Source organism: Weissella koreensis KACC 15510, assembly GCF_000219805.1.
GTDB classification, from domain to species: Bacteria; Bacillota; Bacilli; order Lactobacillales; family Lactobacillaceae; genus Weissella; species Weissella koreensis.
Genome location: NC_015759.1, coordinates 490,329 through 515,268, shown reverse-complemented (window position 1 = coordinate 515,268; position 24,940 = coordinate 490,329). Strand labels below are relative to the sequence as shown.

General features: G+C 33.3%; 22 protein-coding genes. 21 read left to right on the top strand and 1 reads right to left on the bottom strand.

Going from position 1 to position 24,940, the window contains the following annotated elements:
* Positions 1–9: 9 nt before the first annotated feature.
* Both WKK_RS02480 and WKK_RS02475 read left to right on the top strand, forming a co-directional pair.
* A complete protein-coding gene (locus WKK_RS02480) occupies positions 10–810 on the top strand; it encodes an MBL fold metallo-hydrolase (protein WP_013989354.1) in 801 nt (266 codons plus the stop codon).
* A 72-nt stretch (positions 811–882) separates the two neighbouring features.
* On the top strand, positions 883–2,094 hold the full coding sequence (locus WKK_RS02475) for a S1C family serine protease (protein ID WP_013989353.1): 1,212 nt from the start codon (positions 883–885) through the stop codon (positions 2,092–2,094).
* Between the two features lie 254 nt (positions 2,095–2,348).
* On the opposite strand, the gene WKK_RS02470 is transcribed toward WKK_RS02475, so the two are convergent.
* Positions 2,349–2,750, bottom strand: coding sequence for a YwiB family protein (locus WKK_RS02470; protein ID WP_013989352.1), 402 nt, complete (start codon positions 2,748–2,750; stop codon positions 2,349–2,351).
* A gap of 109 nt (positions 2,751–2,859) precedes the next feature.
* On the opposite strand from WKK_RS02470, the gene WKK_RS02465 reads away from it, so the two are divergent.
* The 19 genes from WKK_RS02465 to WKK_RS02375 all read left to right on the top strand — a co-directional run bounded on the left by WKK_RS02465 (position 2,860) and on the right by WKK_RS02375 (position 24,926).
* Entirely contained in the window at positions 2,860–4,212 is a 1,353-nt protein-coding gene (locus WKK_RS02465) for an HD domain-containing protein (protein ID WP_013989351.1), read from the top strand.
* A gap of 336 nt (positions 4,213–4,548) precedes the next feature.
* A complete protein-coding gene (locus WKK_RS02460; protein WP_013989350.1) occupies positions 4,549–5,706 on the top strand; it encodes a glycosyltransferase in 1,158 nt (385 codons plus the stop codon).
* Between the two features lie 118 nt (positions 5,707–5,824).
* Positions 5,825–6,829: a stealth family protein gene (locus tag WKK_RS02455; RefSeq protein ID WP_013989349.1), complete on the top strand. Its 1,005-nt coding sequence runs from the start codon at positions 5,825–5,827 to the stop codon at positions 6,827–6,829.
* A 54-nt stretch (positions 6,830–6,883) separates the two neighbouring features.
* On the top strand, positions 6,884–8,002 hold the full coding sequence (locus WKK_RS02450; protein ID WP_013989348.1) for an EpsG family protein: 1,119 nt from the start codon (positions 6,884–6,886) through the stop codon (positions 8,000–8,002).
* 39 nt (positions 8,003–8,041) lie between these two features.
* Positions 8,042–9,577 carry a lipopolysaccharide biosynthesis protein gene (locus tag WKK_RS02445; protein WP_013989347.1) on the top strand — a complete coding sequence of 512 codons (1,536 nt, stop codon included), beginning with the start codon at positions 8,042–8,044 and terminating at the stop codon, positions 9,575–9,577.
* A 3-nt stretch (positions 9,578–9,580) separates the two neighbouring features.
* Positions 9,581–10,570 carry a glycosyltransferase family 92 protein gene (locus tag WKK_RS02440; protein ID WP_013989346.1) on the top strand — a complete coding sequence of 330 codons (990 nt, stop codon included), beginning with the start codon at positions 9,581–9,583 and terminating at the stop codon, positions 10,568–10,570.
* A 42-nt stretch (positions 10,571–10,612) separates the two neighbouring features.
* On the top strand, positions 10,613–11,602 hold the full coding sequence (locus WKK_RS02435) for a glycosyltransferase family 2 protein (protein WP_013989345.1): 990 nt from the start codon (positions 10,613–10,615) through the stop codon (positions 11,600–11,602).
* Between the two features lie 34 nt (positions 11,603–11,636).
* Entirely contained in the window at positions 11,637–12,314 is a 678-nt protein-coding gene (locus WKK_RS02430; RefSeq protein ID WP_148235962.1) for a glycosyltransferase, read from the top strand.
* Positions 12,314–12,727 carry a glycosyltransferase gene (locus WKK_RS02425; protein ID WP_081461279.1) on the top strand — a complete coding sequence of 138 codons (414 nt, stop codon included), beginning with the start codon at positions 12,314–12,316 and terminating at the stop codon, positions 12,725–12,727. The genes WKK_RS02430 and WKK_RS02425 overlap by 1 nt, the downstream gene beginning before the upstream one ends.
* Before the next feature lie 540 nt (positions 12,728–13,267).
* Complete coding sequence (gene rfbA / locus WKK_RS07140; protein ID WP_013989342.1) at positions 13,268–14,140, top strand: glucose-1-phosphate thymidylyltransferase RfbA; 873 nt, start codon at positions 13,268–13,270, stop codon at positions 14,138–14,140.
* Positions 14,141–14,146: 6 nt separating this feature from the next.
* Entirely contained in the window at positions 14,147–14,740 is a 594-nt protein-coding gene (locus tag WKK_RS07135) for a dTDP-4-dehydrorhamnose 3,5-epimerase family protein (RefSeq protein WP_013989341.1), read from the top strand.
* A gap of 13 nt (positions 14,741–14,753) precedes the next feature.
* Positions 14,754–15,791, top strand: a complete 1,038-nt coding sequence (rfbB, locus tag WKK_RS02410; RefSeq protein ID WP_006845914.1) for a dTDP-glucose 4,6-dehydratase — start codon at positions 14,754–14,756, stop codon at positions 15,789–15,791.
* 42 nt (positions 15,792–15,833) lie between these two features.
* Complete coding sequence (gene rfbD / locus WKK_RS02405) at positions 15,834–16,670, top strand: dTDP-4-dehydrorhamnose reductase (protein WP_013989340.1); 837 nt, start codon at positions 15,834–15,836, stop codon at positions 16,668–16,670.
* A 115-nt stretch (positions 16,671–16,785) separates the two neighbouring features.
* Positions 16,786–17,379 (top strand): DNA-directed RNA polymerase subunit delta, encoded by a 594-nt coding sequence (gene rpoE, locus WKK_RS02400; protein ID WP_006845912.1) that lies wholly within the window; start codon positions 16,786–16,788, stop codon positions 17,377–17,379.
* A gap of 185 nt (positions 17,380–17,564) precedes the next feature.
* On the top strand, positions 17,565–19,166 hold the full coding sequence (locus WKK_RS02395) for a CTP synthase (RefSeq protein ID WP_006845911.1): 1,602 nt from the start codon (positions 17,565–17,567) through the stop codon (positions 19,164–19,166).
* A gap of 457 nt (positions 19,167–19,623) precedes the next feature.
* A complete protein-coding gene (locus WKK_RS02390; protein WP_013989339.1) occupies positions 19,624–20,901 on the top strand; it encodes a UDP-N-acetylglucosamine 1-carboxyvinyltransferase in 1,278 nt (425 codons plus the stop codon).
* A gap of 285 nt (positions 20,902–21,186) precedes the next feature.
* Positions 21,187–22,800, top strand: coding sequence for a degradosome RNA helicase CshA (gene cshA / locus WKK_RS02385; protein ID WP_006845909.1), 1,614 nt, complete (start codon positions 21,187–21,189; stop codon positions 22,798–22,800).
* 235 nt (positions 22,801–23,035) lie between these two features.
* Complete coding sequence (alr, locus tag WKK_RS02380) at positions 23,036–24,529, top strand: alanine racemase (protein ID WP_013989338.1); 1,494 nt, start codon at positions 23,036–23,038, stop codon at positions 24,527–24,529.
* A 19-nt stretch (positions 24,530–24,548) separates the two neighbouring features.
* On the top strand, positions 24,549–24,926 hold the full coding sequence (locus WKK_RS02375; RefSeq protein ID WP_013989337.1) for a type II toxin-antitoxin system PemK/MazF family toxin: 378 nt from the start codon (positions 24,549–24,551) through the stop codon (positions 24,924–24,926).
* The last annotated feature ends 14 nt before the right edge of the window (positions 24,927–24,940 follow it).

The following is a 24,940-nucleotide window of genomic DNA, read 5'->3' as shown; positions in this document are numbered from 1 at the left end:
TAATTCAATATGACAGATGATTTTAAAGTCTCAATGTTAGCTTCAGGCAGTACGGGAAATGTGACTTATATCGAGACCCCTCAGCATAAAATATTAGTTGATGCTGGGTTAAGTGGTAAAAAAATTGATGAGTTGATGCAATCAATTGGAAAATCATTGAAAGATGTGGACAAATTGTTTATTACTCATGAGCATACTGATCATTTAAAAGGAGTGGGGGTATTAGCACGTAAATATGGAATGGATTTATACGCTAATGAAAAAACTTGGGATGCCATTGATGGTAAGGTGGGTAAAATTGATATAGCGCAAAAGCATATTTTTGATCGTGATAGTACCCAACTTTTTGGTGATTTAGATGTCGAAAGTTATGCTGTTTCACATGATGCGGCTGATCCTCAATTTTATGCATTTCATCATGATAATAAAACTTTTGCGATGTTAACCGATACTGGATATGTTAATGACCATATTGCTAGTGTTTTAACTAATGCGGATTCTATTTTAATGGAAGCTAATCATGATGTTGAGATGTTACGTTATGGTTCATATGCATGGAGTTTAAAACAACGAATTTTGGGAGATGAAGGGCATCTATCTAATGAGGACGGGGCTGAAAATTTAAGTAAGATGATTGGCCGTAATACCAAAAAAATTTATCTCGGTCATCTAAGCCAAGAGAATAATCAAATTCCTTTGGCACATCTAACTGTTGAACAGATTTTACAGGATCATGATTTTGCTGTTGATCATGATTTTAATTTGTTAGATACTAGTCCATATTGGGCTACTCCCTTATCAAAGATATAAGAAATCTTTAAGTGGATGTTAAGTTAAATCGTCTATATTTTTAAGTGAAATATAAATAATGAGGTAAGAGCGATGAAATTTAATCGAAAGCAAAATAAAAATTTTTCCGTCTCTTGGTGGATTATTGTTTTAGCACTGGTTGCTGGTTTGATTGGCGGAGTGGTTGGGTCTCTGGGCGTACAGAAATATTCCAATGAAATATCGACTTCAGTCGGAGGTACGAAAAAGACTGTGAAGGTTTCTGACACAAAGGTTAAAGGGACTAGTGCTGCTACTAAGGCCTTCCAACAAACAGCACCTGCGGTTGTATCAGTGATTAATTTACAACAACAGCAGTCTTCTGGCTGGAGTTTGTTTGATACAGCAGGCCAAGACGATGATCTTAAAACTGCTTCTGAAGGTTCAGGTGTTATTTATAAAACTTCTGGTCGTGAAGCCTTTATTGTGACTAATAATCATGTGGTGACTGGTTCTAAGGCGTTACAAGTATTATTGAGTGATGGAACCAAGCTAAATGCTACGTTGGTTGGGACTGACAAAATTTCGGACATAGCAGTTTTAAAAGTTAAAAGTAGTAAAATTAAACAGGTTGCTGAATTTGCTAATTCTAATGAGGTTCAAACAGGAGAATCGGTCTTAGCCATTGGATCACCATTGGGATCAGACTATGCAACATCAGTCACAGAAGGAATCGTTTCTGCTACTAAGCGTGAAGTGGAATCGGAAGATGATGATGGGAATTCATTAGGAAAAGCCACCGTTATTCAAACTGACGCGGCCATTAACCCCGGAAATTCAGGAGGTGCTTTGATTAATTTGAGTGGTCAGGTCATTGGAATTAATTCTATGAAGCTAACCAATTCAAGTGGTGGAACTAGTGTGGAAGGGATGGGATTCTCAATTCCTTCAAATACGGTAGTGAATATTATTAATCAATTAGAAAAAGATGGAAAAGTGGTCCGGCCCGCATTGGGAATTAAAATGGTAGATCTTTCAAGAGTTTCAATTGATGACCAAAAAAATGTCTTGGAATTATCAGATGATCATAGAGGTGGTGTGATTATTGTCAATGTGACAGATGGAACTCCAGCTGATCGAGCTGGATTGAAAAAGTATGATGTCATTACTAAGGCCGATGGACAAGATCTAGATGATACCGGTGATTTAAGAGGAATATTAAATTCACATAAAGTGGGTGATACGATAAATATTACCTATTATCGTAAAGGTCACGAAAATACAACAGAAATTAAGCTAACAGCTAAGGCTAATGATAACGGTTAAAATAGATTGATTATTTAGGTAAATAAACCTGATTATATCAAAAATGAAAGCGTATTAATTGGGAGTGTTTTTTTACAAGAAATGGTGTACAATGTAATTGTCCATTAGAAATGGTGGACTTCATTACTCCCCAAAGTACATGAAAAATTAGAATCGGTTTTATGAATTAGATTCTTTTTAATTTTATGGTTGTCAATGACAGCTGTAATCAAAAAAACACGGTCGCGTCCCCCTCTTGCGATCGTGTTTTTTTGTTATTTGAAATTTAAATCGAAAGTATATTGACCGACAATCGTATTGGCTTGCCATAGTTGATACTTTGCTAAGATGATTCCTTTCGATAAATCAATTTTGAGCTGGTTAGTTTTTACAGTCATTACAATCATACCGATGGGGGTTTGATAATGAGTTATACTGTCGTTTTTTAAGTCCAATAAAAGTTGCAGTTTACTTTGCCCATTACGGGTGATTGCGATCGTTTGATCAGTATTTATTTTAACGGTGACAGGAGTTTCAACTGATGTAGTTTCGGTAAAACGAATATATGAGATCTCTCTGATAGTTGCTAATGTTCCTGTTTCATTGAAATGAAAGGTCTCGGAAGTGTCATCTTGTTGAATGATGTTTGTGAGATTAATTTGAATATTTTGTTGCATTATAGATCCTCTGGCGTCTGGCCCTTGATAATTGATTGATTTTATTTATCAATTATACCGTTAATTTACGGTATAATTGATAAAAATATACGAAAAGGATGTGGAGAAAGTGCGAGAAAAAGTTTTTCGGGATCCGGTACATAATTTTATTCATGTGAATGACCCTTTAATTTTGGAACTCATTGATACACGGGAATTTCAAAGATTACGGCGAATTAAACAGCTAGGGGTTGCTAATACGGTTTTCCACACGGCGGAGCATTCACGATTTAGTCATTCGTTAGGGGTGTATGAAGTTTCCCGACAAATTGCTAATCACTTAGAACGTTTTGCGAGTCAAACACCTGGTGATGGTGGTTGGCAAGTTGAAGAACGTCGTGTTTTATTAGTGGCCGCATTACTACATGATTTAGGCCATGGACCATATTCACATACTTTTGAAAGCATTTTTAAAACTAACCATGAAAAGTTTACGCAAGATATTATTTTGAACAAAACAACTGAAGTTCATCAAGTTTTAATGAAATATGATGAAAAATTACCGGCAAAAGTCGCCAGTGTAATTGCAAAGACTTATGATAATAAGCAAGTTGTGGCTTTGATTTCTTCACAAATTGATGCAGATCGAATGGACTATTTATTAAGAGATGCTTATTATTCTGGTGCAACTTATGGAACCTTTGACTTAGCACGAATTATTCATCTAATGCGTCCGGTGGTCGATGGAATTGCATTTGAACAAAAAGGTATGGCTACTGTTGAAGATTACATTATTTCTAGGTATCAAATGTATGAGCAAGTTTATTTTCACCCTGTCTCACGTGGGATTGAAGTCGTCTTAACACATTTATTAGATCGAGCCATGGAATTGTATCAAGATCAACAGAAGAAGCAAATATCCATTGATAATTTTGTAACGCCTGATCTAAAGCCACTTTTTGAATATAGTGTCAGTATTGAACAGTATTTAGATTTAGACGATGCATCAATTTTGGAAAATATTAATTTATGGCGTCATTCCAGCGATAAGGTTTTGGCAGAGCTATCAATGCGTTTCTTAGATCGAAAGCCACTTAAATCCATTGAGATTAGTCCTAAAACTAGGCATTATCTGTCTAAAATAAGGCCACTAATTGAAGAAGCGGGCTTTAATGTTAAATATTATACGGCGGAAAATGATAGTTTTGATACAGCTTATGATTTATACCATCCTGAAGCCAAACATGCAAAAACACAAATTGAAATGTTACAACCAGATGGATCATTGGCAGAGTTATCAACGCAAAGTTCACTGGTAAAAGCCCTGACTGGACGTAGTTATGGGAATGCTCGCTACTTTTTCCCAGCTGAAATGTTGATGGAACAAACAACGGGTGATTTAATGGCCCCAGTTTATCAAGAATTCCAAAAATATGTTCATAATGGTGCTTTGATTGGAATTTACCCTAGAAATTCTGATTAATCATTGAATAAACTAGTGAAATAAAGTAGTATTATTTGTTGGTATGTCCCTATATTTAATAGGATATTTTGGTTAAAAATATTGTATGAATCAAAAAGCAAACATATAATTTGACTATTTGTAGACTTGGAGTTTGTGAATAAATAAGATATTTAGTATATAAAAATTATCATGTTTATATTTTTATATACCTTTGTTATATGATTTGTTAAAAAATATGTATATAGTATAAAAAGTAATTCTATATAATATATTAGGGACACTTTAATGGAATTGTTAAATAATATTAATTATATAACTGTTTAAAATAATTAAATTCGATAAAAGAGGAGTGATATGGGTAATAAAGTATTGATGCTGGCAGCCAAGGCTAATATGATCCAACAATTTAACCATAGAAATATAAAAATATTACAAAGTATGGGGTATGAGGTTCATGTTGCTACTAACATGATTGATTTTGGATCAATGTCTGCAGAAGAAAATGAGCGTTTAAAAATATGGATGGATGAAAATAATGTAATTGCTCATCAAGTTGATTTTGAAAGACGAATGGGATCTTTAAAGGGTAATTTACATTCTATTAAACAACTAAAACAAATATTTAGTAATAACAAATTTTCATTTATTCATGTACATTCACCTTTAGGTGGAATTTTGGGACGCATTGTTGCTAAACAATTTCATGTGCCAGTAATATACACTGCACATGGTTTTCATTTCTTCAAAGGTGGTCCAAAAAGCGGTTGGCTAATTTTTTATCCATTAGAATGGTTTTTTTCTTTTATAACCGATACTTTAATTACAATAAATAATGAGGATTATGCACTTGCTAAAAAGCATATGCATGCTAAAAATATTGTTAAAATTGATGGTATTGGAGTAGATGTTAAGAAATCTTGGCATGTAACTGATTCCGAGAAAAAAAAAGCTCGTAAAAAAATTCGTAAAGAATTAAATATTCCAGAAAATGCCTTTTTGATATCATCTGTTGGTGAATTAAGTGATCGAAAAAATCACAAAATAGTATTGGATGCACTCAAGTTAATGGATTATGAATCATTAAAAAATATTATATATGTCGTAGCTGGGACAGGTAATAATAATGTGAATTTAGAAAAAATTGCTGAAAGTTTTAATTTTAATGATAGTTTTAAATTATTAGGATATCGTACAGATATTCATGATATTCACTATGCTAGTGACATATTTGTTTTCCCCTCTTTCCAAGAGGGGCTAGGTGTAGCTGGACTAGAGGCAACATTAGATGGAACGTATTTATTGGGATCAAATATAAGGGGTATTTCTGATTACATTAACAATGGCAATGGGGAATCTTTTGATCCTAATGATAATAAAAAACTTAAAAAGATATTAGAAAGATGTATTGAAACTAGGCCACAGGTCAGTGTAGAGGATGTTAAGTTTTTGAATAAATATGATATAAGCGTTGTTGATGAAATCATGAAAAACACTTATGCTGAATATTTATAATAATAAATTTAAAGTAGTACTATTTTTATAAGAAGTTATTTAAATAAGATTAAGCTTAATAAGCTCAGTAAATTAAAAAACACATATTTTGATAAAATGATATGGAGGAATAGTAAAATTGGCTAAGGAATTGAATTTTCCAATTGATTTTGTTGTTACTTGGGTTGATGGATCTGATCCAAAATGGTTAAAAAAACGAAATATATTTGATGAAGTTAACGTGGATGATAAGATCGAGACTAGATTTAGAGATTATAATTTATTTAATTATTGGTTTAGAGCTGTTGAACAGTATGCACCGTGGGTAAATAAAATATATTTAGTGACTGATAATCAAGCCCCTGATTGGTTAAATATGGATCATGAAAAAATAGTTTTAATTGATCATAAAGACATAATAAATAATGATAACCTACCAACTTTCAATTCTAGTGCCATAGAAGTTAATCTATTTAAAATAAAAAATCTATCAGAACATTTTGTTCTATTCAATGATGATATGTTTTTGAACTCATCTGTAGAACCATCTGATTTTTTTTGGTTTGATGGTAGGCCCCGAGATACTGCGGGATTAAATGCTATTATGCCAGTTGAAGATTTTGATCATATAACTGCAAATAATATAACTATCATTAATAGAAAATTTAATAAGATGAGTGTTATGAAAAAGAACTTTTTTAAGTTTTTTAACTTAAAAAATGGACCTTTGAATATATATACAATGTTATTATTTTTCTTCCCTAGATTTACTAGGTTTTATGATTTACATATTCCATATTCCATATTGAAATCCGAATTTACTAATGTAATGGAAGAGAATAAAGATTTTTTTAAAGTAACAAGTAGCAATAAGTTTAGATCAATATATGATATTACTATTTGGAGTGTACGTTATACACAAATTGCTAAAGGTAATTTTAAACCTAGAAAATTCAATTATGGTAAATTTTATGATTTAACTCAGATTGAAGAAATCATTAAAGATATTAAACAATCTAAGCATAAAGTAATTGATATTAATGATTCAAGTGACGTCGATAGTATCTTGTTTCAAGAACGTGTAAGTCAATTGTATAAAGCTTTTAACATTCATCTTTCAAAAAAATCTGAATATGAAAAATAATATGATTTGTTTTTTAGGGAAGACTATAATTATAGAATAGTTTAGTGAGGGAAAATGGTTTATTTAGGAATATTAATTTTGAATTGGGTTGAAGAGGTAATTAAAAAAAAATCAATAGTGTTTCCTGTGCTTAGTTTACTATACTTAGCGTGGTTGGGAGGTGCACCAGCTCCTGTTACAATTTGGGTACTAGATTATCATAATTATGAAGGAAATTATAATGTAATGTTTTCATCAACCTATAATTCTAGATTTGAATGGGGATACTTGTCTTTAGCTAAAGTTGCATATAATAGTGGATTGACATATGCACAATTTAGATTAATATTATGTTTTATTATTTTTATTATTTTATTAATAGCGGTAAGAAGATTCACTAATAATGTGGCCTTTTTTGTAGGGACATTTGCTATTTTCCCTTTTTTTAATGAAATAGATCAAATAAGAAGTTTTGCAATGTATACTTTGATATTGTTAGCAGCAAGTTTTCTTATTAAGGTTAATAAAAAAAATATTATAATATCGGCATTAATTATTTTTCTGGCAACAGGCTTTCATAGTTCAGGATACTTTTATCTTGCTTTTATTGGAATAAGATTGTTGATGCATAAAAATATAAAAGTAAATTCAATGATAATTATAATATCTATTGTTAGTAGTATTATTTTGTTTTTAACTGGTTCAACATCTGCTGGTCAAAAAATAGCTCAAATCATTGGTTCACTAACTGGGAATGCAAGTGCTAGCGAAAATATAATTACCAACTTTGTTGGGGGTGAGGGATCATTTACTAAGAAGTTGTTGATGATTTCATCATATGCTTTACTAACTGTATTAGCTAAAAAAATGGCAGTATATATTGTTAATTTAAATAAAAACAATAATAATATAACTGGTAAAGTAAATTCTTTAATGTCTTTAATTTACTCTGGTATGTTGAGTTTACCGTTACTATTTATGTCAATTCAGTATCAGAGGTTTCCACGATTTGGCCTAGAAACGGTTATTATACTGACTGCATTATATTTTGAACATAAAATTAAAATTGTTGATAGATTCATAGGAATGGTGATTACCCTCGTGTTTGTCTTATTTCTAAGTGTCATATTTTACGGTATACCAAACAGTCAGATTGCACAAAGCATTCCATTTTTAGCACATTTAAAATTTTAAAAATAAATTTTTATAAAAAAGTAAAGGCGATTTCAAGTAATGAATAATACATCAGTTTCAAAAAACATTTTAAAAAATGGGTCTATTGCTGGAATGACATTTATTTTAACTACAATACTTTCATTTGTTGTGAGAACTTTTTTCATTAAAACTTTAGGTGAACAATATTTGGGACTAAATGGTGTATTTAGTAGTGTTATTCAAATGTTATCTTTGACAGATCTAGGTATGGAGACAGCTTTTTCATTTCTTTTATATAAACCTATTGCGCATAATGATCAATTCGGTATAGTGAAAATTATTAGAACCTTCAAAAAAGTATATGAAACTGTTGGTTTTTTGGTATTAATTATTGGACTATTTCTTATACCATTTTTACCTGACATTATTGGTGAACAAGGTAATAATTTAGACAATGTATTATTAATATACTTGTTGTTTTTAGCGAATTCAGTAGGTAGTTACTTTTTCACGTATAACAGAACAATATTAAATTCGGATCAACGTAACTATGTCATAACATTGATTAGCTTTATGGTAACTTTCACTGGTAATTTATTACAAATTATAACCTTAATATATTTTGAAAATCCTGTTATATATGCGTTTATAATGGTTTGTATAACGTTGATATCTAATTTTTTAATAAATGTTAATGTTAAAAAATATTATCCTTTTATTTTCAAAAAATATAAAAAAAGTGAATTGAAATTAGATAATGAGACAAAAACAACATTAATAAAAAATTCAATTGGTGGCTTGTCAAATAAGATAGGGTCAATGGTAGTCTTTGCCTCAGATAATATTTTATTATCTATATTTGTTAACCTTTCTACTGTTGGATTGTATTCTAACTATACAATGATAACTAACAACTTGAAGGGATTAGTTAATAAAATGATACAACCAATAACGGCAAGTATTGGTAGTCTGATACAGGATTCAAATAAGGAAGTAGTTGATTTCTTTAAGAAATTCAATTTGGTGATTTACTCTCTAACATTATTTATAACACCTCAACTTTTTATTTTGTTACGTCCCTTTATTCAATGGTGGTTGGGAAAAGATTATGTTCTTTCCCAGGAGGTTACATTGCTAATTGTTATTAATTTAACAATTCAAATTTTCCGGCTACCATCGTTAACTTTCATCGATGCATATGGATTGCAATGGGTACAAAAATGGAAATCTGTGTTTGAATCTGCCATGAATATGATACTATCATTGGTATTTTTAATTCACTTTAATTTTGGCTTGAAAGGAATATTATTGGGAACAATTATTTCAACATTAATAACAGTTAGCTGGTATGAGCCTTATATAGTTTTGAAATATGGTATAAAAGTCAAGGTTGATCACTATATATTTGATTATATCAGAGGAGCACTGGGCGTAATAATTGCAACTATTGTTGTTTGGATTGTGACACACTCATTGGTTGGAAATGGTATTATTTTTATAATAATAATATTTTTAATAAATTTAATTTCATCAATTTGCATATTATTTATAATAAACATAGGCAATCGGACTTTTAAAACATTAATGATTAATATTTGGAGGAAAATTAGATAAATTATGAGATATAAACAAGAGATGCCCAGGATTAAGAGAATCTTGCTTAGAAGAATTCATGATTGTGTCGGTGTTTATCACCATTTAAAAATATTAATCAAATATGGATTATATAAGAGCTATCAACGTGTCCACGACAATAATATTCTAAAAGAATTTGAACATCAGCTAGGTGTTGTGGCTATAGTTAAAAATGAATCTCCATACTTAAAGGAATGGATTGAATTTCATAAATTAGTAGGAGTTGATATTTTCTATATATATGATAATGAATCAGATGATAACATTATGGAAGTTTTGCAACCGTATATTGATCAAGGATTAGTAAAATATAAGTTCATAAAAGGTAAAAAGCAACAATTGGCTGTTTATAACGAAGCTATTGAGCAATACAGAAATGATGTGAGATGGTTGGCAATTATTGATGCCGATGAATTTATTGTTCCTGTTGAGAAAGAAAACATTTTAGACATGATGAATTCTTTGGATATATCGTTTTCTCAAATTTTAGTTGGTTGGTTGATATATGGATCAAACGGTTTAAAAAAGAAGCCAAAAGGCTTAGTAACTGACAACTTCAAATATCATGCTAGATCAGAGTTTATCGCAGACTATAAACCAATTTTAAATCCAAGATTAGTATTAAAAGTTGGGTCACCTCATTGGGCTACTATAATTGGAAAAACTATTGATGAAAATGGTAAACGAATATGGAACTATCCTTATCATACAAAAATTTATGCTGAACCTGCTTCTAAAAATAAAATTAGAATAAATCATTATTATTCTAAATCACTGGAAGAATTTATAAAAAAAAGTAAACGTGGATATGCTGATAATGGAAGTTCTGATAGATTGGCTAGAGATATGGATGCGTTTCATGAGCATGATCAAAATTATGTAACAGACACAGTTATAAATAAATATAGTGATATGTTACACAAAAGATTAAATATAAGTGAAGATGATCGATCAGATATAAGTATTAAATAATATAGCGAATAAAATAATTAGGTAATTGGAAAGGTTAAGTTGATGAATAGATCAAATGTATCTGTTGTTATGTCTACCTATAACGGAGACCGTTATTTAGAAAATCAATTAGATAGTATTTTAAATCAAAAGTTTGATAATCAAAAATTTGATTTAAAAATATATATACGGGATGATGGGTCTAAAGATAATACACAAGATATTATTGATAAATATGTTAATAATTATCCCAATACTATAAAACAAATAGATAGGAATAGCCCTAATATAGGAGTTAAAAGATCATTTTTTAAACTACTTAAATTAGTTGATGGAGATTATTATTTTTTCTCTGATCAAGATGATATATGGTTACCAAATAAATTAAGAGAATTTTTAGCAGTATTTCATCTTCATGAAAATGGCATTCCCGTTGGTGTATATTCTGACTTATGGGTAGCTGATGCTAAAGGAGTCAGCACAGGTCAAAGGATGAAAGAAAATTTATCTATTGGTAAATATGAGAATGTGTTATCAAAATTATTGAATCGAAATTTGGTAACTGGAGCTAGCTTTGCTATAAATAAAAAAACAGTAAATTATATTAGGACAGTAAATGATGAAACTTTCGATAAAGTAAATATGCATGATGCTTTCATAGCGTTGTTAATAGCTATGACTGGTAATTTAATGTTTATTGATAAGCCATTAGTAAATTATAGGCAACACGGAAATAATGTTATAGGAGTGAGCACAAAATCTAGAGAAACAACATTATCCAAATTACTGCAAATAAATAAATTAAAGCAAGTTAAAAAGCAACAAATATTAAACTTTTATCTTGTTTCAAAGTTATTTAAAGATGATGTAATAGATAACAATGAAAAATTAGCGGCGACTATTGATAAATATGTAAATAGCAGAAATTTTATAACTAAATTTAAGATTTTATTCCCCATAAGAAGATTATTATCTCGTAAAAATCCAAATTTTAGTTTGTTGTTTTATGCTCTTTTAATTAAGCTGTCTAAGTCAGAATTAAAGGTTAACTGATAATGGAAAATAAAAAAAAATTTTAATAATAGGGATGACACCTAATAGAGGTGGGACTGAAACTTTTTCTATGAATTTATTTAATGCATTAAGAAAAAAGTATAAAAGTGTAGATATAACTTTTTTAAATATTTGGAAAGAAGATATTGCGTATAAAAATGAAATAATTGAAAATGGTGGACATATTTTAAATTATCAAATGCCTACAGGAATAAAAAATATGGTTTTTGGACATAATCTTGCCAAAAAATTATTTTCAGTTTATAAATTTGATGCTATACACATAAATGCTAATTATTTATTGCCTTCTTTTTTCGCTATAGCTGCCAAAAATAGTGGGGTAACTAAAGTTATATTTCATGCACACAATACATCTTATGGGAATAGAAGCTTTTTAAAAAAATCTATTTTAAAAAGTATAGCGATATTACAAAGAAAAAAGTTAAATAATAAAAATATCCAGTTGTTAGCTGCTAGTACTGAAGCGGGTAATTGGATGTTTCGAAAATTAGACTTTACTGTAATAACGAATGGAATTGAGGTTGAGAAATTTAATTTTGATAGAGATATTAGAAATGAAGTTAGAAGGAATCTTAATATTCCTGAAGACTCTAAGGTTATAATATCAGTTGCTAGAATTGAGTATCAGAAGAATCACGAGAAAATTATAAGTATATTTAATGAATTATATTATAAAAAAAATATTATTTAATTCTTGTTGGTTCAGGAAGTTTACAAAATGATATTATCCAGAAAATATATAATTTGGGTATTTCAGATAGAGTTAAATTTTTAGGTAGTCAAAAAGACGTTAAGGGGTTATTAATGGCCTCAGATTTAATGCTTATGCCTTCGTTATATGAAGGACTACCTTTTTCAGCCGTAGAAGCGCAAGCTGCTGGATTACCATTAGTTGTTTCTAAGGAGGCATTCACGAGTGAGGTGAATATTATTAATAAAATTTCATACTTGTCTAATTCTGAATCTGATAAAGAATGGGCCAAAAATATAGATGATATGATCTTTGATAATTCTTCGTCAGATAGAAATCTAGATAATGATATTGTGGGACAATCTAAATTTGGATTTGATAAAACAGTTAGTGAAATATTATCATTTTATTAATTTTTATGAGAGACATAATTAAAACTTTAAGCCGAACAAACCCACAAAATACTATATAAATATAAGGGTGATAAAAATAAATTTGCAAATCATATTTAATTTATGATGACCAGATAATTCTTTTCCATGATTAACATAATCTTTTTTAATACGGGATTATATTGTTGTATTCTGTGTAGTTCAAAACTAATATTTTGTTTATATATATTAATTTTATTAACAATTTAATTTTGAGAATAACCATCTTTTAATAATTTATTTATAGCTACATGCTCAAATCTGAGATAAAGTGGGTGGTATTTATAGTAAATATATCCTATTTTTATAGTTTGTGTGGATACCCTACCACCCTACCTACAACCGTTATCCATTTACTATGGGTATTTTTTATTAAAGTGTTCGGATTAATTTTACAATCTTCTAAGAATACATAATTGTGTTCAGTAGATATAAATTAGTGTGGATTTTAATATATTTATGTCATTTATTTAGATGATTGCTAACAAGAATTATCTTACGAGGTTAAGAAAGGTAGAACTGATGAAAGGTATTATCCTAGCCGGAGGATCCGGAACACGTCTTTATCCAATTACTAAGGCAACAAGTAAACAACTTGTGCCTATTTATGACAAACCAATGATTTATTATCCACTATCAGTGTTAATGCTAGCAGGAATTAAAGAGATATTATTAATTTCGACACCAGAATACGTTGACCAGTTCCAAGAATTATTCGGTGATGGTCATAATATCGGTTTAGATATTCAGTATGCAATTCAAGATGAGCCACGCGGCTTAGCAGACGCTTTTATTATTGGAGCATATTTTATTGGTAATGATAATGTTGCTTTGGTATTAGGAGACAATATCTTCTATGGTGCTGGTCTTTCAAAGCAATTACAAGAAGCAGCTACTAAAAAATCAGGGGCTACAGTATTTGGATATCAGGTTAAAGACCCAGAACGGTTTGGGGTAGTAGATTTTGACGAAAACGGGAAGGCTTTATCAATTGTTGAAAAGCCGGATCAACCAAAGTCTAATTATGCCGTGACTGGTCTATATTTCTATGATAATGACGTTGTTAAAATTGCTAGTGAGGTTAAGCCATCAGATCGTGGAGAAATTGAAATTTCTGATATTAATCAAGCCTATCTTGACCGAGGTGACCTAGAAGTTCAGGTAATGGGGCGTGGGTATGCTTGGTTAGATACTGGAACCCATGATTCATTGTTAGAAGCTTCATCATTTATTGCAACGATTCAAAAGCAACAGAATTTAAAAGTGGCTTCACTTGAAGAGATTGCTTATCGCATGGGTTATATTGATATTGTTCAATTAGAAAAATTGGCACAACCGTTAAAGAAAAATGATTATGGACAATATTTGTTAAAAATTGTTGAGGAAGAGGGTTAGAAATATATGACTGACAACTTTTTTGAAAAAGCATTAGCAGGTCATCCAATTGAAGAAATACCTGGTATGATCGAGTTTGATATTCCGGTCCATGGTGATAATCGTGGTTGGTTTAAAGAAAACTTTCAGAAGGAAAAAATGATACCTTTAGGGTTCCCAAAGAAATTTTTTAAAGAAGATAAACTTCAAAATAATATTTCTTTATCACGTAAGGGAGTGTTGAGAGGATTACATGCTGAACCTTGGGATAAGTATATCTCAATAGCTGATAATGGACGGGTACTTGGTTCTTGGGTTGATTTACGTGAAGGGGACTCATTTGGTCACGTATATCAAACAGTAATTGATGCTAGTAAGGGAATTTATATTCCCCGTGGTGTCGCTAATGGGTTCCAAGTTTTAAGTGAGACAGTTTCATATGCTTATTTGGTCAATGATTACTGGGCATTAGAATTAAAGCCAAAGTATGCCTTTGTTAACTATGCTGATCCTGAACTTGGTATTATATGGGATGATGTTGATAATGCTGAAGTAAGTGAGGCCGATAAGAATCATCCATTATTGAAGGATGTTGTGCCGCTTAACAGAGAACAATTATAATTGGAGAAGACTGATGACTGAGTACAAGAATATTTTAGTAACAGGGGGAGCTGGATTTATTGGAGCGAACTTTGTACGTTATATCGTAGCGGAGCATCCAGATGTGGTTGTAACCGTTCTTGATAAATTAACTTACGCTGGAAACAAGGAAAATCTTGCTGGATTACCTGAAGATCGAGTTAAATTGGTGATTGGGGATATCGCAGATGCACCATTAGTTGATAAATTAGTGGCTGAAACAGATGCAGTTATTCATTATGCTGCAGAAAGTCACAATGATAATTCATTGAAAGATCCATCACCATTCGTACAGACCAATATTATTGGGACTTATACTTTAATTGAAGCAGCACGGAAATATAATAAACGTTTTCATCATGTTTCAACTGATGAAGTTTATGGTGATTTACCTTTGCGTGAAGATTTACCAGGTAAAGGAGAAGGTGTTGGCGAAAAATTCACTCCTGAATCACAATATCGGCCCTCAAGTCCGTATTCATCAACAAAAGCTAGCTCAGATTTGCTTGTTCGCGCTTGGGTTCGCTCGTTTGGGTTGAAAGCTACAATCTCTAATACTTCTAACAATTATGGACCTTATCAACACATTGAAAAATTCATTCCACGTCAAGTGACAAATATTATTTCAGGAATTAAGCCTAAATTATATGGTTCTGGAAAAAATGTACGTGATTGGATTCATACTTATGATCACGCTACGGCTGTGTGGGCCATTTTGAACAACGGAAAGATTGGAGAAACTTATCTGGTTGGAGCCGATGGCGAAAAGGATAACATTACTGTATTACATACTATTTTAAAAGACATGGGCAAAGATGAAAATGACTTTGATTTCGTGCAAGATCGTTCAGGACATGATTTACGTTATGCTATTGATGCTACTAAAATTCGTGAAGAATTAGGGTGGGCTCCTAAATTTACCGACTTTGAGACTGGATTATCTGATACTATCAATTGGTATAAAAATAATCGATCATGGTGGGAAGCTGAAAAGGCCGAAGTTGAGGCTAAATACGCACAAAATAATCAATAATTTAAAGTCAGCGAAAGCTGACTTTTTTTCGGAGGAATTAATATGAAGTATTTAATTACAGGAGCTCATGGACAGCTAGGCCAAGAATTACAAAAAATTTTGAAGGAACGAAACCTGACATTTGTGGCATTTGATTCTAATGAGTTAGATATTACTGATCGTCTCGCAGTTATGAGTGTTTTTGAAACAGAAAAACCAGATGTAGTACTACATGCTGCTGCTTATACAAAAGTTGATTTGGCAGAAGATGAAGGACGTTCTCTCAATTGGAAAGTTAACGTAGAAGGTACAAAAAATATTGCTGACGCTGCTAAACAATATAATGCTAAATTGGTTGCTGTTTCTACAGATTATGTCTTTGATGGAATGAATAATGATGAATATCAAGAGACGGATTCAGTAAATCCCAAAAACGCTTATGGACGTGCTAAATTAGCTGGTGAATTAGCTGTTATTGAGAGTGGTGCTTCGTCTTATATAGTTCGAACAAGTTGGGTATTTGGTGAGTTTGGGCCTAATTTCGTTTATACAATGAAGAGATTGGCAGAGAACCATCCTAAATTAACAGTGGTAAATGATCAGCTGGGGCGACCAACATGGACAAGGACACTAGCAGAATTTATGCTACATTTAATTAACTCTAAATCAGAATATGGTATTTATAATTTATCAAATGATGATACTGCCACTTGGTTTGAATTTGCTGAAGAAATTTTGAAAAATTTGCCAGTTGAAGTTATGCCGGTTACTAGTGATCAGTTTCCACAAAAAGCGTATCGCCCAAAGCATTCGGTAATGAGTTTAGAGAAAGCGAAGTTGACTGGTTTTGAGATACCAACTTGGCGTGATGCATTAGCAACTTTCTTATCTGAGATATAAATAATAATGGTGCTTTGATAGGAATTGATTCTTAAATTTAGGATTAATCATTGAATAATTTAATGAAATAAAGTACTATTAATTAATAGTAAACCCTTGAAAGGATGTGCGTGATTTGGCATTATCAAAATTTGACAATCAGAAAAAATCAGAACTTTCAATGATCGAAGTGGCACGTGAGATACTACACGAGCGTCATGAGACTGTTGATTTTTATGATTTATTGAAACAAGTATCAGAATATATTGGTCAGAGCGCCGATGAGCTCGAAAAGCGAACATCACAATTTTATACAGATTTAAATATCGACGGATCTTTTATTTCTTTGGGTGATAATGTTTGGGGACTTCGTTCATGGTATCCATTTGATTCAATTAATGAAGAAATCCATTTGGACCTTGAAGAAGAAGCTGCCACAAAGAAGAAAAAGAAGGCAACTAAGAAAGCTGCGGCTTTGTTGGATACCGATGACGATGATGTTGTTGGCTGGGATGATGATCCTGAAGAAGATGACTTCGAAGAAGAACCAACACCAGCTGATGAAACTGTTGCAACTGTTGATGTTGAAGTTGAGACAGATGATGACGACGATGACGACGCGGTCGCCAAAAGTGATGAATTTGAAGTTTCAAATGGTATCGGTGACGATATCTCTGGAATTGGCAAAGACGTCGATGATGATTATGGATCAGGGGACATTGAAAAGTAATGTCTTTGACATTTGATTTATTATCATGTATAATAAAGTCCCGGGCTCTTGTTTGTTTACAAGAACGGTTAAATTAACTATTAGACTCCTAATGCTAACATAGCAACGGGAGTTTTATTGATTTAACAATAAAAAATATGGCACACGAATTAGTACGTAGAAATTGCGTTTAGACGGAGGGAATTATGGCGACGAAATATGTTTTTGTGACTGGTGGTGTGGTTTCATCGCTAGGAAAAGGAATTGTAGCAGCTTCACTAGGACGCTTATTGAAAAATCGCGGATTCAAAATTGCGGTACAAAAATTTGATCCGTATATCAATATTGATCCTGGAACAATGTCACCATATCAACATGGTGAAACCTTCGTAACGGAAGATGGTCTTGAAACTGATTTGGATTTGGGTCATTATGAACGATTTATTGACATTAACTTGAATAAATATTCAAACATTACTTCAGGTCGAATTTATTCTGAAGTCTTGGAAAAAGAACGAAATGGTGATTATGATGGAGCTACGGTTCAAGTAATTCCACATATTACTAATGCTTTGAAGGAAAAAATGATGCGTGCTGCTGAAACAACAGATGCTGACATTGTGATTACCGAAGTTGGTGGTACTGTTGGTGATATTGAATCACTTCCATTTATTGAAGCTTTGCGCCAAATGAAGCGTGAAGTTGGAGCCGAAAACGTCTTTTATATTCATACTTCATTAATTCCATTCTTGCGAGCAGCTGGTGAAATGAAGACTAAACCAACACAACATTCTGTATCAGAATTGCGTTCATTGGGAATTCAACCTGATATGTTGGTTGTACGGACTGAACAACCTATTTCACAAGAAATGCGTGAAAAATTGGCTTTGTTTACTGACGTGGCACCTGAGGCAGTAATCGAGTCATTGGACGTTGATGTTTTGTATGAAATTGTTAATAATATGCAAGCTCAAGGAATGGATGATGTGGTTTTGAATCATCTTGGACTTCAAGCTGCACCAGCTGACTTAACTAATTGGACGGAAATGATTGATAAGATTAAAAACTTATCAAACCACATCAAAATTACCTTGGTTGGTAAGTATGCTGATTTGCAGGATGCCTACATTTCAGTAAATGAAGCTTTACGTTCAGGTGGATATGCGATTGATACAGAGGTTGAGATCAACGCTTTGAATTCTGAAAAAGTAAATGAAGATAATGTTAAAGAGCTTTTGAGTGATGCTGATGGAATCATAGTACCTGGGGGATTTGGTCCTCGTGGAACTGAAGGAAAGATTTTGTCGATTCAATATGCTCGTGAAAATAACGTACCTTTCTTAGGAGTATGTTTAGGTATGCAGTTGGCAACTGTTGAATTTGCCCGTAACGTACTAGGACATTCACAAGCAAATTCAATTGAGCTTGATGAGAACACTGATACACCTGTTATTGCTTTGATGGACGACCAAAAGGAAATCACAAAACGTGGTGGAACTTTGCGTTTGGGATTGTATCCAGCTGCTTTGAAGGAAGGAACTCAAACTAGGGAAATTTATGGTACTGATGAAGTACAACAACGTCATCGGCACCGTTTCGAGTTCAACACGCAATATCGTGCTGAATTTGAAGCAGCCGGAATGGTTTTTGCGGGGGTTTCACCTGATGATCGTTTGATGGAAGTTATTGAATTACCAAGCAATGATTTCTTCATTGCTGCTCAATATCATCCAGAATTTATCTCACGTCCAAATCGACCTGAGCCATTGTATGCAGCATTTATTAAAGCTGCTTTGAATAATCATTAATATTAAAATTTTTAAAAAGGCGATGAATTTTGATGATTCGCCTTTTTTTATATAAATATGAAAATTTTCAATAGCAAGAATTTGCAGAGATATTTAAGGCAACAACAAGATTAATTAATATAAAATGAATATTATTATTGACATTAATAGATTTTGATTGAAAATATTGTAATATTACTTTTTAAGTTACAGGTTGTTACTATTGTAATTATATTGTAAAATAAGAAACGAGTAATTGAATAAGATAAGTGTAAAACACGCTTTTCTAATGAAAGTGATTATTTAAAATACTGATGTGTGTTAATAATTTTCAACATGTTTCATAACAACATTAATATTATTAGTTGAATTAAAATAAAGATGGTTAAGGATCGCAGTGAAACTGGCCAGTTAAATAAAAATTATAATGAATTATTTAATTGATGTAGTAGTCATTTAAATGTCTTGAGGTTTTGTAATGAAAAAGTTAATTATTCACGGCGGTCGCCGATTAAGTGGGGAAGTAACGATTGGTGGGGCAAAAAACTCAACCGTTGCTTTGATTCCGGCATCAATTTTGGCGGATTCAGTTGTTAATTTTGATAGTGTACCAGATATTTTGGATGTTTATAATCTCCAAATTATTATGCGTTCAATGAATGTACAATCAAGTTTTTCTAATGGAGAATTAATGATTGATCCAACAGGAATTGTAGAAGCTGAGTTACCATCAACGGCGATTAAAAGTCTCCGAGCTTCATATTATTTCATGGGATCATTGTTAGGTCGTTTTGGACGTGCCGTTGTAACGTTCCCTGGTGGCGATAATATTGGCCCTCGTCCAATTGATCAGCATGTTAAGGGATTTGAAGCTCTAGGTGCGGAAGTCGAATATGACAATGATACTGTACGTATTACAGATCCAAATGGGTTGCATGGGACACGTATCTATATGGATATGGTTTCGGTAGGAGCTACGGTTAACACAATTTTAGCAGCCGTTAAAGCTGAAGGAACTACGATTCTAGAAAATGCCGCTAAGGAACCAGAAATTACTGATTTGGTAACCTTTTTAAATAATATGGGTGCTAAAATTAGGGGGGCTGGAACGGATACAATTCGTATTGTAGGAGTTGAACGATTAATTTCGAACAACGTTCATACTATTATTCCAGATCGAATCGAGGCAGGGACTTATCTTTCAATGGCAGCTGCACAAGGGGATGGAGTTTTAGTTAAAAATATAATTCCAGAACATTTAGAGGCTTTTATTGCGAAAATGGTTGAAGCAGGGGTTGATCTAGATGTAAGAGAAGATAGTATTTATGTTCCTAAGACGGAAAAGTTTAATGCAATTAAAATTAAGACAACTCCTTTCCCAGGGTTTGCAACTGATTTGCAACAACCAATTACGCCTTTGTTAACATTAGCTGATGAAGAAAGTCTGATTACGGAAGAGATTTATCCAGAACGGACTCGTCATATTCCAGAATTGAACAAGTTGGGAATGGATATTGATAATTATGCGCATGGTTTGATTTCAATTCGACCTAGTACACAATTATCAGGAAATGTAGTTGCAGCTGCTGAAATTCGTGCTGGAGCAGCACTTGTTATTGGCGGATTAATGTCAGAAGGTGAAACAGTCATTAATAACTCAGAACACATTTTACGTGGTTACGATCGTTTGATTCATAAAATAACTCAATTAAATGGGGATATTCGAATTGAAGAAACAGATGAACCAATGCAATAAAAAATAAATAAAAAAAGAGGCTGTTTATTTTTGGAAACGGTCTCTTTTTGTATATAACGCAAATGTGGCTGGATATTCAATTTAAAATGATCTATTATCCTAAGTCTAAATTTTAAAATAGCTTGTAATTTGTTAATAAAAAAGGTAAGCTAAATGGGTTGTAAAAAATACTTTGCCAGAAGTCAATTCGTTATTAAGTCACCGGATTGTGACCAGGTTGGCGCTTTGTTCAAAGTATTTTCATTTAGTACGCGATACGAAATTTATCGCAATTGGAGGAAGATTTTGAAGTTTTCAGAATTAGGTCTCACAAAAGACCTACTTACAGCCATTGAAAAACATGGTTATGTCGAGGCAACACCAATTCAAGCCGAAACAATTCCCTTAACGCTTGCCGGTAAGGATGTCATCGGTCAAGCTCAAACCGGAACTGGTAAAACAGCTGCGTTTGGATTGCCAATTTTAGAGATGATTGATAGCAGTCGTCAAGTTCAAGCTTTGGTAGTTTCACCAACGCGTGAATTAGCGATTCAAACTCAAGAAGAACTATTTAAATTAGGACGTGATAAGCGCGTTCGCGTACAAGCCGTCTTTGGTGGGGCAGATATTCGTCGCCAAATTGATGGTTTGAAGCGCGGAGTTGATATCGTCGTTGGAACACCTGGTCGTTTAATTGACCACATCCGTCGAGGAACCATTGACCTTTCACATGTTCGGACATTAGTTTTGGATGAAGCTGATGAAATGTTAAACATGGGATTCTTGGAAGATATTGAGTCAATTTTGAAGGCCGTTCCAGATGAACGTCAAACATTATTGTTCTCAGCAACAATGCCATCTGCAATTAAGCGGATTGGTGTTCAATTCATGACTGAACCAGAACACATCCAAGTAGCCGCTAAAGAATTGACGACAGACTTGGTTGATCAATACTACGTTCGAGTTCGTGAACCCGAAAAGTTTGATACTTTGACTAACATTTTGGCTGTTCAACAACCAAAGTTAGCAATTTTGTTTGGGCGTACTAAGCGCCGAGTTGATGAATTAACTCGTGGTTTGGAATTGCGTGGATTTAAGGCTTCAGGAATTCATGGAGACTTAACTCAACAAAAGCGTACACAAGTTTTGAAGTCATTCAAAGCTGGTGAAATCCAAATCTTAGTGGCAACTGATGTTGCTGCTCGTGGATTGGATGTTACAGGAGTTACTCACGTTTATAACTTTGATATTCCACAAGAATCCGAATCATATGTTCACCGAATTGGTCGGACAGGTCGTGCCGGTTCTCACGGAACTTCAGTTACGTTTGTAACAAATGCTGAACTAGATTATCTAAAAGATATCGAAAAGCTTACTAAGAAGCGTATGTTGGCATTAAAGCCTTACTCACACGAAGAAGCTGTTGCAGCTCGAATGAAGACTGCAGTCCAAGATGTAGATGCAGTTGTTAAAACTGTAGATGCTAACTTGGTTTCAGCTGAAGTTGATGAATTATTAGAAAAGTATGATGTTCGGACATTAGCTGCTGCTGCATTGGCTGCTTCAGCTAATATTTCTGAAATCGATGCTGAATTCGATTTGACCCGCGAACGTCCATTACCAAACAAACACTTTGGTCGTGGTGGATCACGTGGTGGTAGTGGATCACGCGGTAATTACCGTGGTGGAAACCGACGTTCTGGTAACGGTGGTGGAGGTTCACGCTCTGCTGGTTCTGGTAATGGTGGTGCTGCACGTGGTGGTCGACGTGAAGAAAATGGTAGCCATGGTGGTGGCCATGATTCAGAACGTCGTAAGTCATATGATCGTGGTGCACGTACTGGTTCAGGGGATCGCTCACAACGTGGTTCACGTCCAGCCGGACGTCGCAAGTTTGTGATCCGCGAAAATGATAAATAAAATTTACTAGGCTAAAATACTAGTAAGATGCTCAATCACTTCAATGTTTTACATTGAAAATGATTGAGCATTTTTTATTTGCAACTAAATAATATAATTAAAATGTTGAACAAAAAATTCAAGCCTAATATTACGCTAAAAATATGATAAAATTGAGTAATTAAATCCGATTGATTATATGACCTGATTTCATTTCAATGGTCACGTGAAAAACGAGAAATAAGGGGAGTATTTCATGATATTTGGGAATGGAATTGATATTCAAGAAATATCAGCTGTAGAGGATTTGGCGGCAAGACAACCAAATTTTATTACTAAAATTTTAACGAATACTGAGAAACAGACTTATGACCAAAAGGTTGGTAAACATCAAGGTGAATTTTTAGCTGGTCGTTATGCCGCAAAAGAGGCTTATAGTAAAGCATTGGGGACAGGCCTCGGGGCTGATTTAAATTGGCAACAATTAGAAATTGCAAATGATGAACAGGGTAGACCATATTTTCAACAACATCCCCGTCAAAATGATCTCATTGCTCACATTTCAATTTCACATTCAGGTAATATGGTGAAAACTGAAGTTATTCTTGAAAATATGCCAAATACTGAAATTCCAGTTAGTGTTAATCGTCCTGCTTGGATTGAAATTTCAAAGTCAGCGGTAGCGCATAATATTAAATTTGTGCGGGAATTTAGTGGTGCTAAGCGATTTATGGCTATTTTAAAAGCCAACGCTTATGGTCATGGATTACCACAGATGGTGGAAGCGGCACGTGAAGGTGGAGCAGATGCCTTTGGTGTTGCAACTTTAGATGAAGCTATTTGGTTACGCCATTTTGGGGTTAAAGAGCCGATTTTAGTATTGGGGATTGTGGAAGCAGAACAAGTTAAACTAGCTTGGAAGCACCAAATTATTGTACCCGTTGCAAATTTAGCTTGGCTAAAATCTGCTCAAAAAGTTTTTCCGATGGAATCAACGAACAAACCTTTATTAGTGGCATTGGCTGTTGATACTGGAATGACTCGGATTGGTATTCGAACAGAGAACGAATTGCAAGAGACCTTTAATGCAATCAATAGGGATCCGCGATTCAAATTACATAGTATTGGCATGCACTTTGCAACCGCTGATACTAACAATGAAGCATACTTTGAGCAACAGTTAGAACGTTGGCATACGTTAACTGATGAGCTAGAAATTTCGGCTGATGTTTGGCGTCATCTGGCTAATTCAGGTACAGCTCTGTGGCATAAGAATCCTTCAACTGATGCGATTCGAATTGGAGCAGCTATGTATGGCATTGATTCTTCTCAAGGGGCTCTGGAAAAACGTGACTTACAACCAGTTTTGAGCTTGAAAGCTAAATTGGTTCAAGTAAAGCAAGTAGAGGCTGATGTATCGGTTTCGTACGGAGCAACTTACACAACTGATCAGCCAACCTGGATTGGAACAATTCCATTGGGATATGCGGATGGATATTTGCGCAAACTTCAAGGCGGATATGGCCTTTTACCAGATGGGCGACATGTAGAAATTATAGGTCGTATCGCCATGGATCAATGTATGGTAGCGTTACCAGAAGAAATACCTGTTGGAACGGTTATCACGTTAATTGGTTCGGCAGGTGGGCAACATGTAACTCTCGAAGATTTAGCTGAACGTTTGGAAACTATTCCATATGAAGTAGCGACCACTTTATCTGTACGTTTGCCCCGGTATTTAGTTGATTAATTAATAAATGAGGGATAGAATGCAAGATAATAAGCAGAAAGTAAAAGAAATTCGGCGGGGAGAGATTTGGTATGCCAATTTAGAGAATGGAAGAATTGGATCTGAGCAGGGCGGCGTTCGTCCAGTCCTGATTGTCCAAAATAATGTAGGTAATCTTTATGCACCCACTACCATCGTAATACCGATTTCGACCAAAAAGATAAAAAAAACGTTACCAACCCATGTGAAATTAGATGCTGAATTAGATGGGACGGGAATTAATCGTGATTCTACATTGTTATTGGAACAAATTCGGGTAATTGATAAAAAAAGACTCCAAGATCGCTTAGGACGTCTGCCTGAGCCGAAAATGGTTGAAGTTCGTTCAGCTTTATCGGTTAGTTTAGGCTTTGATTAAAAATAAAAATTGAA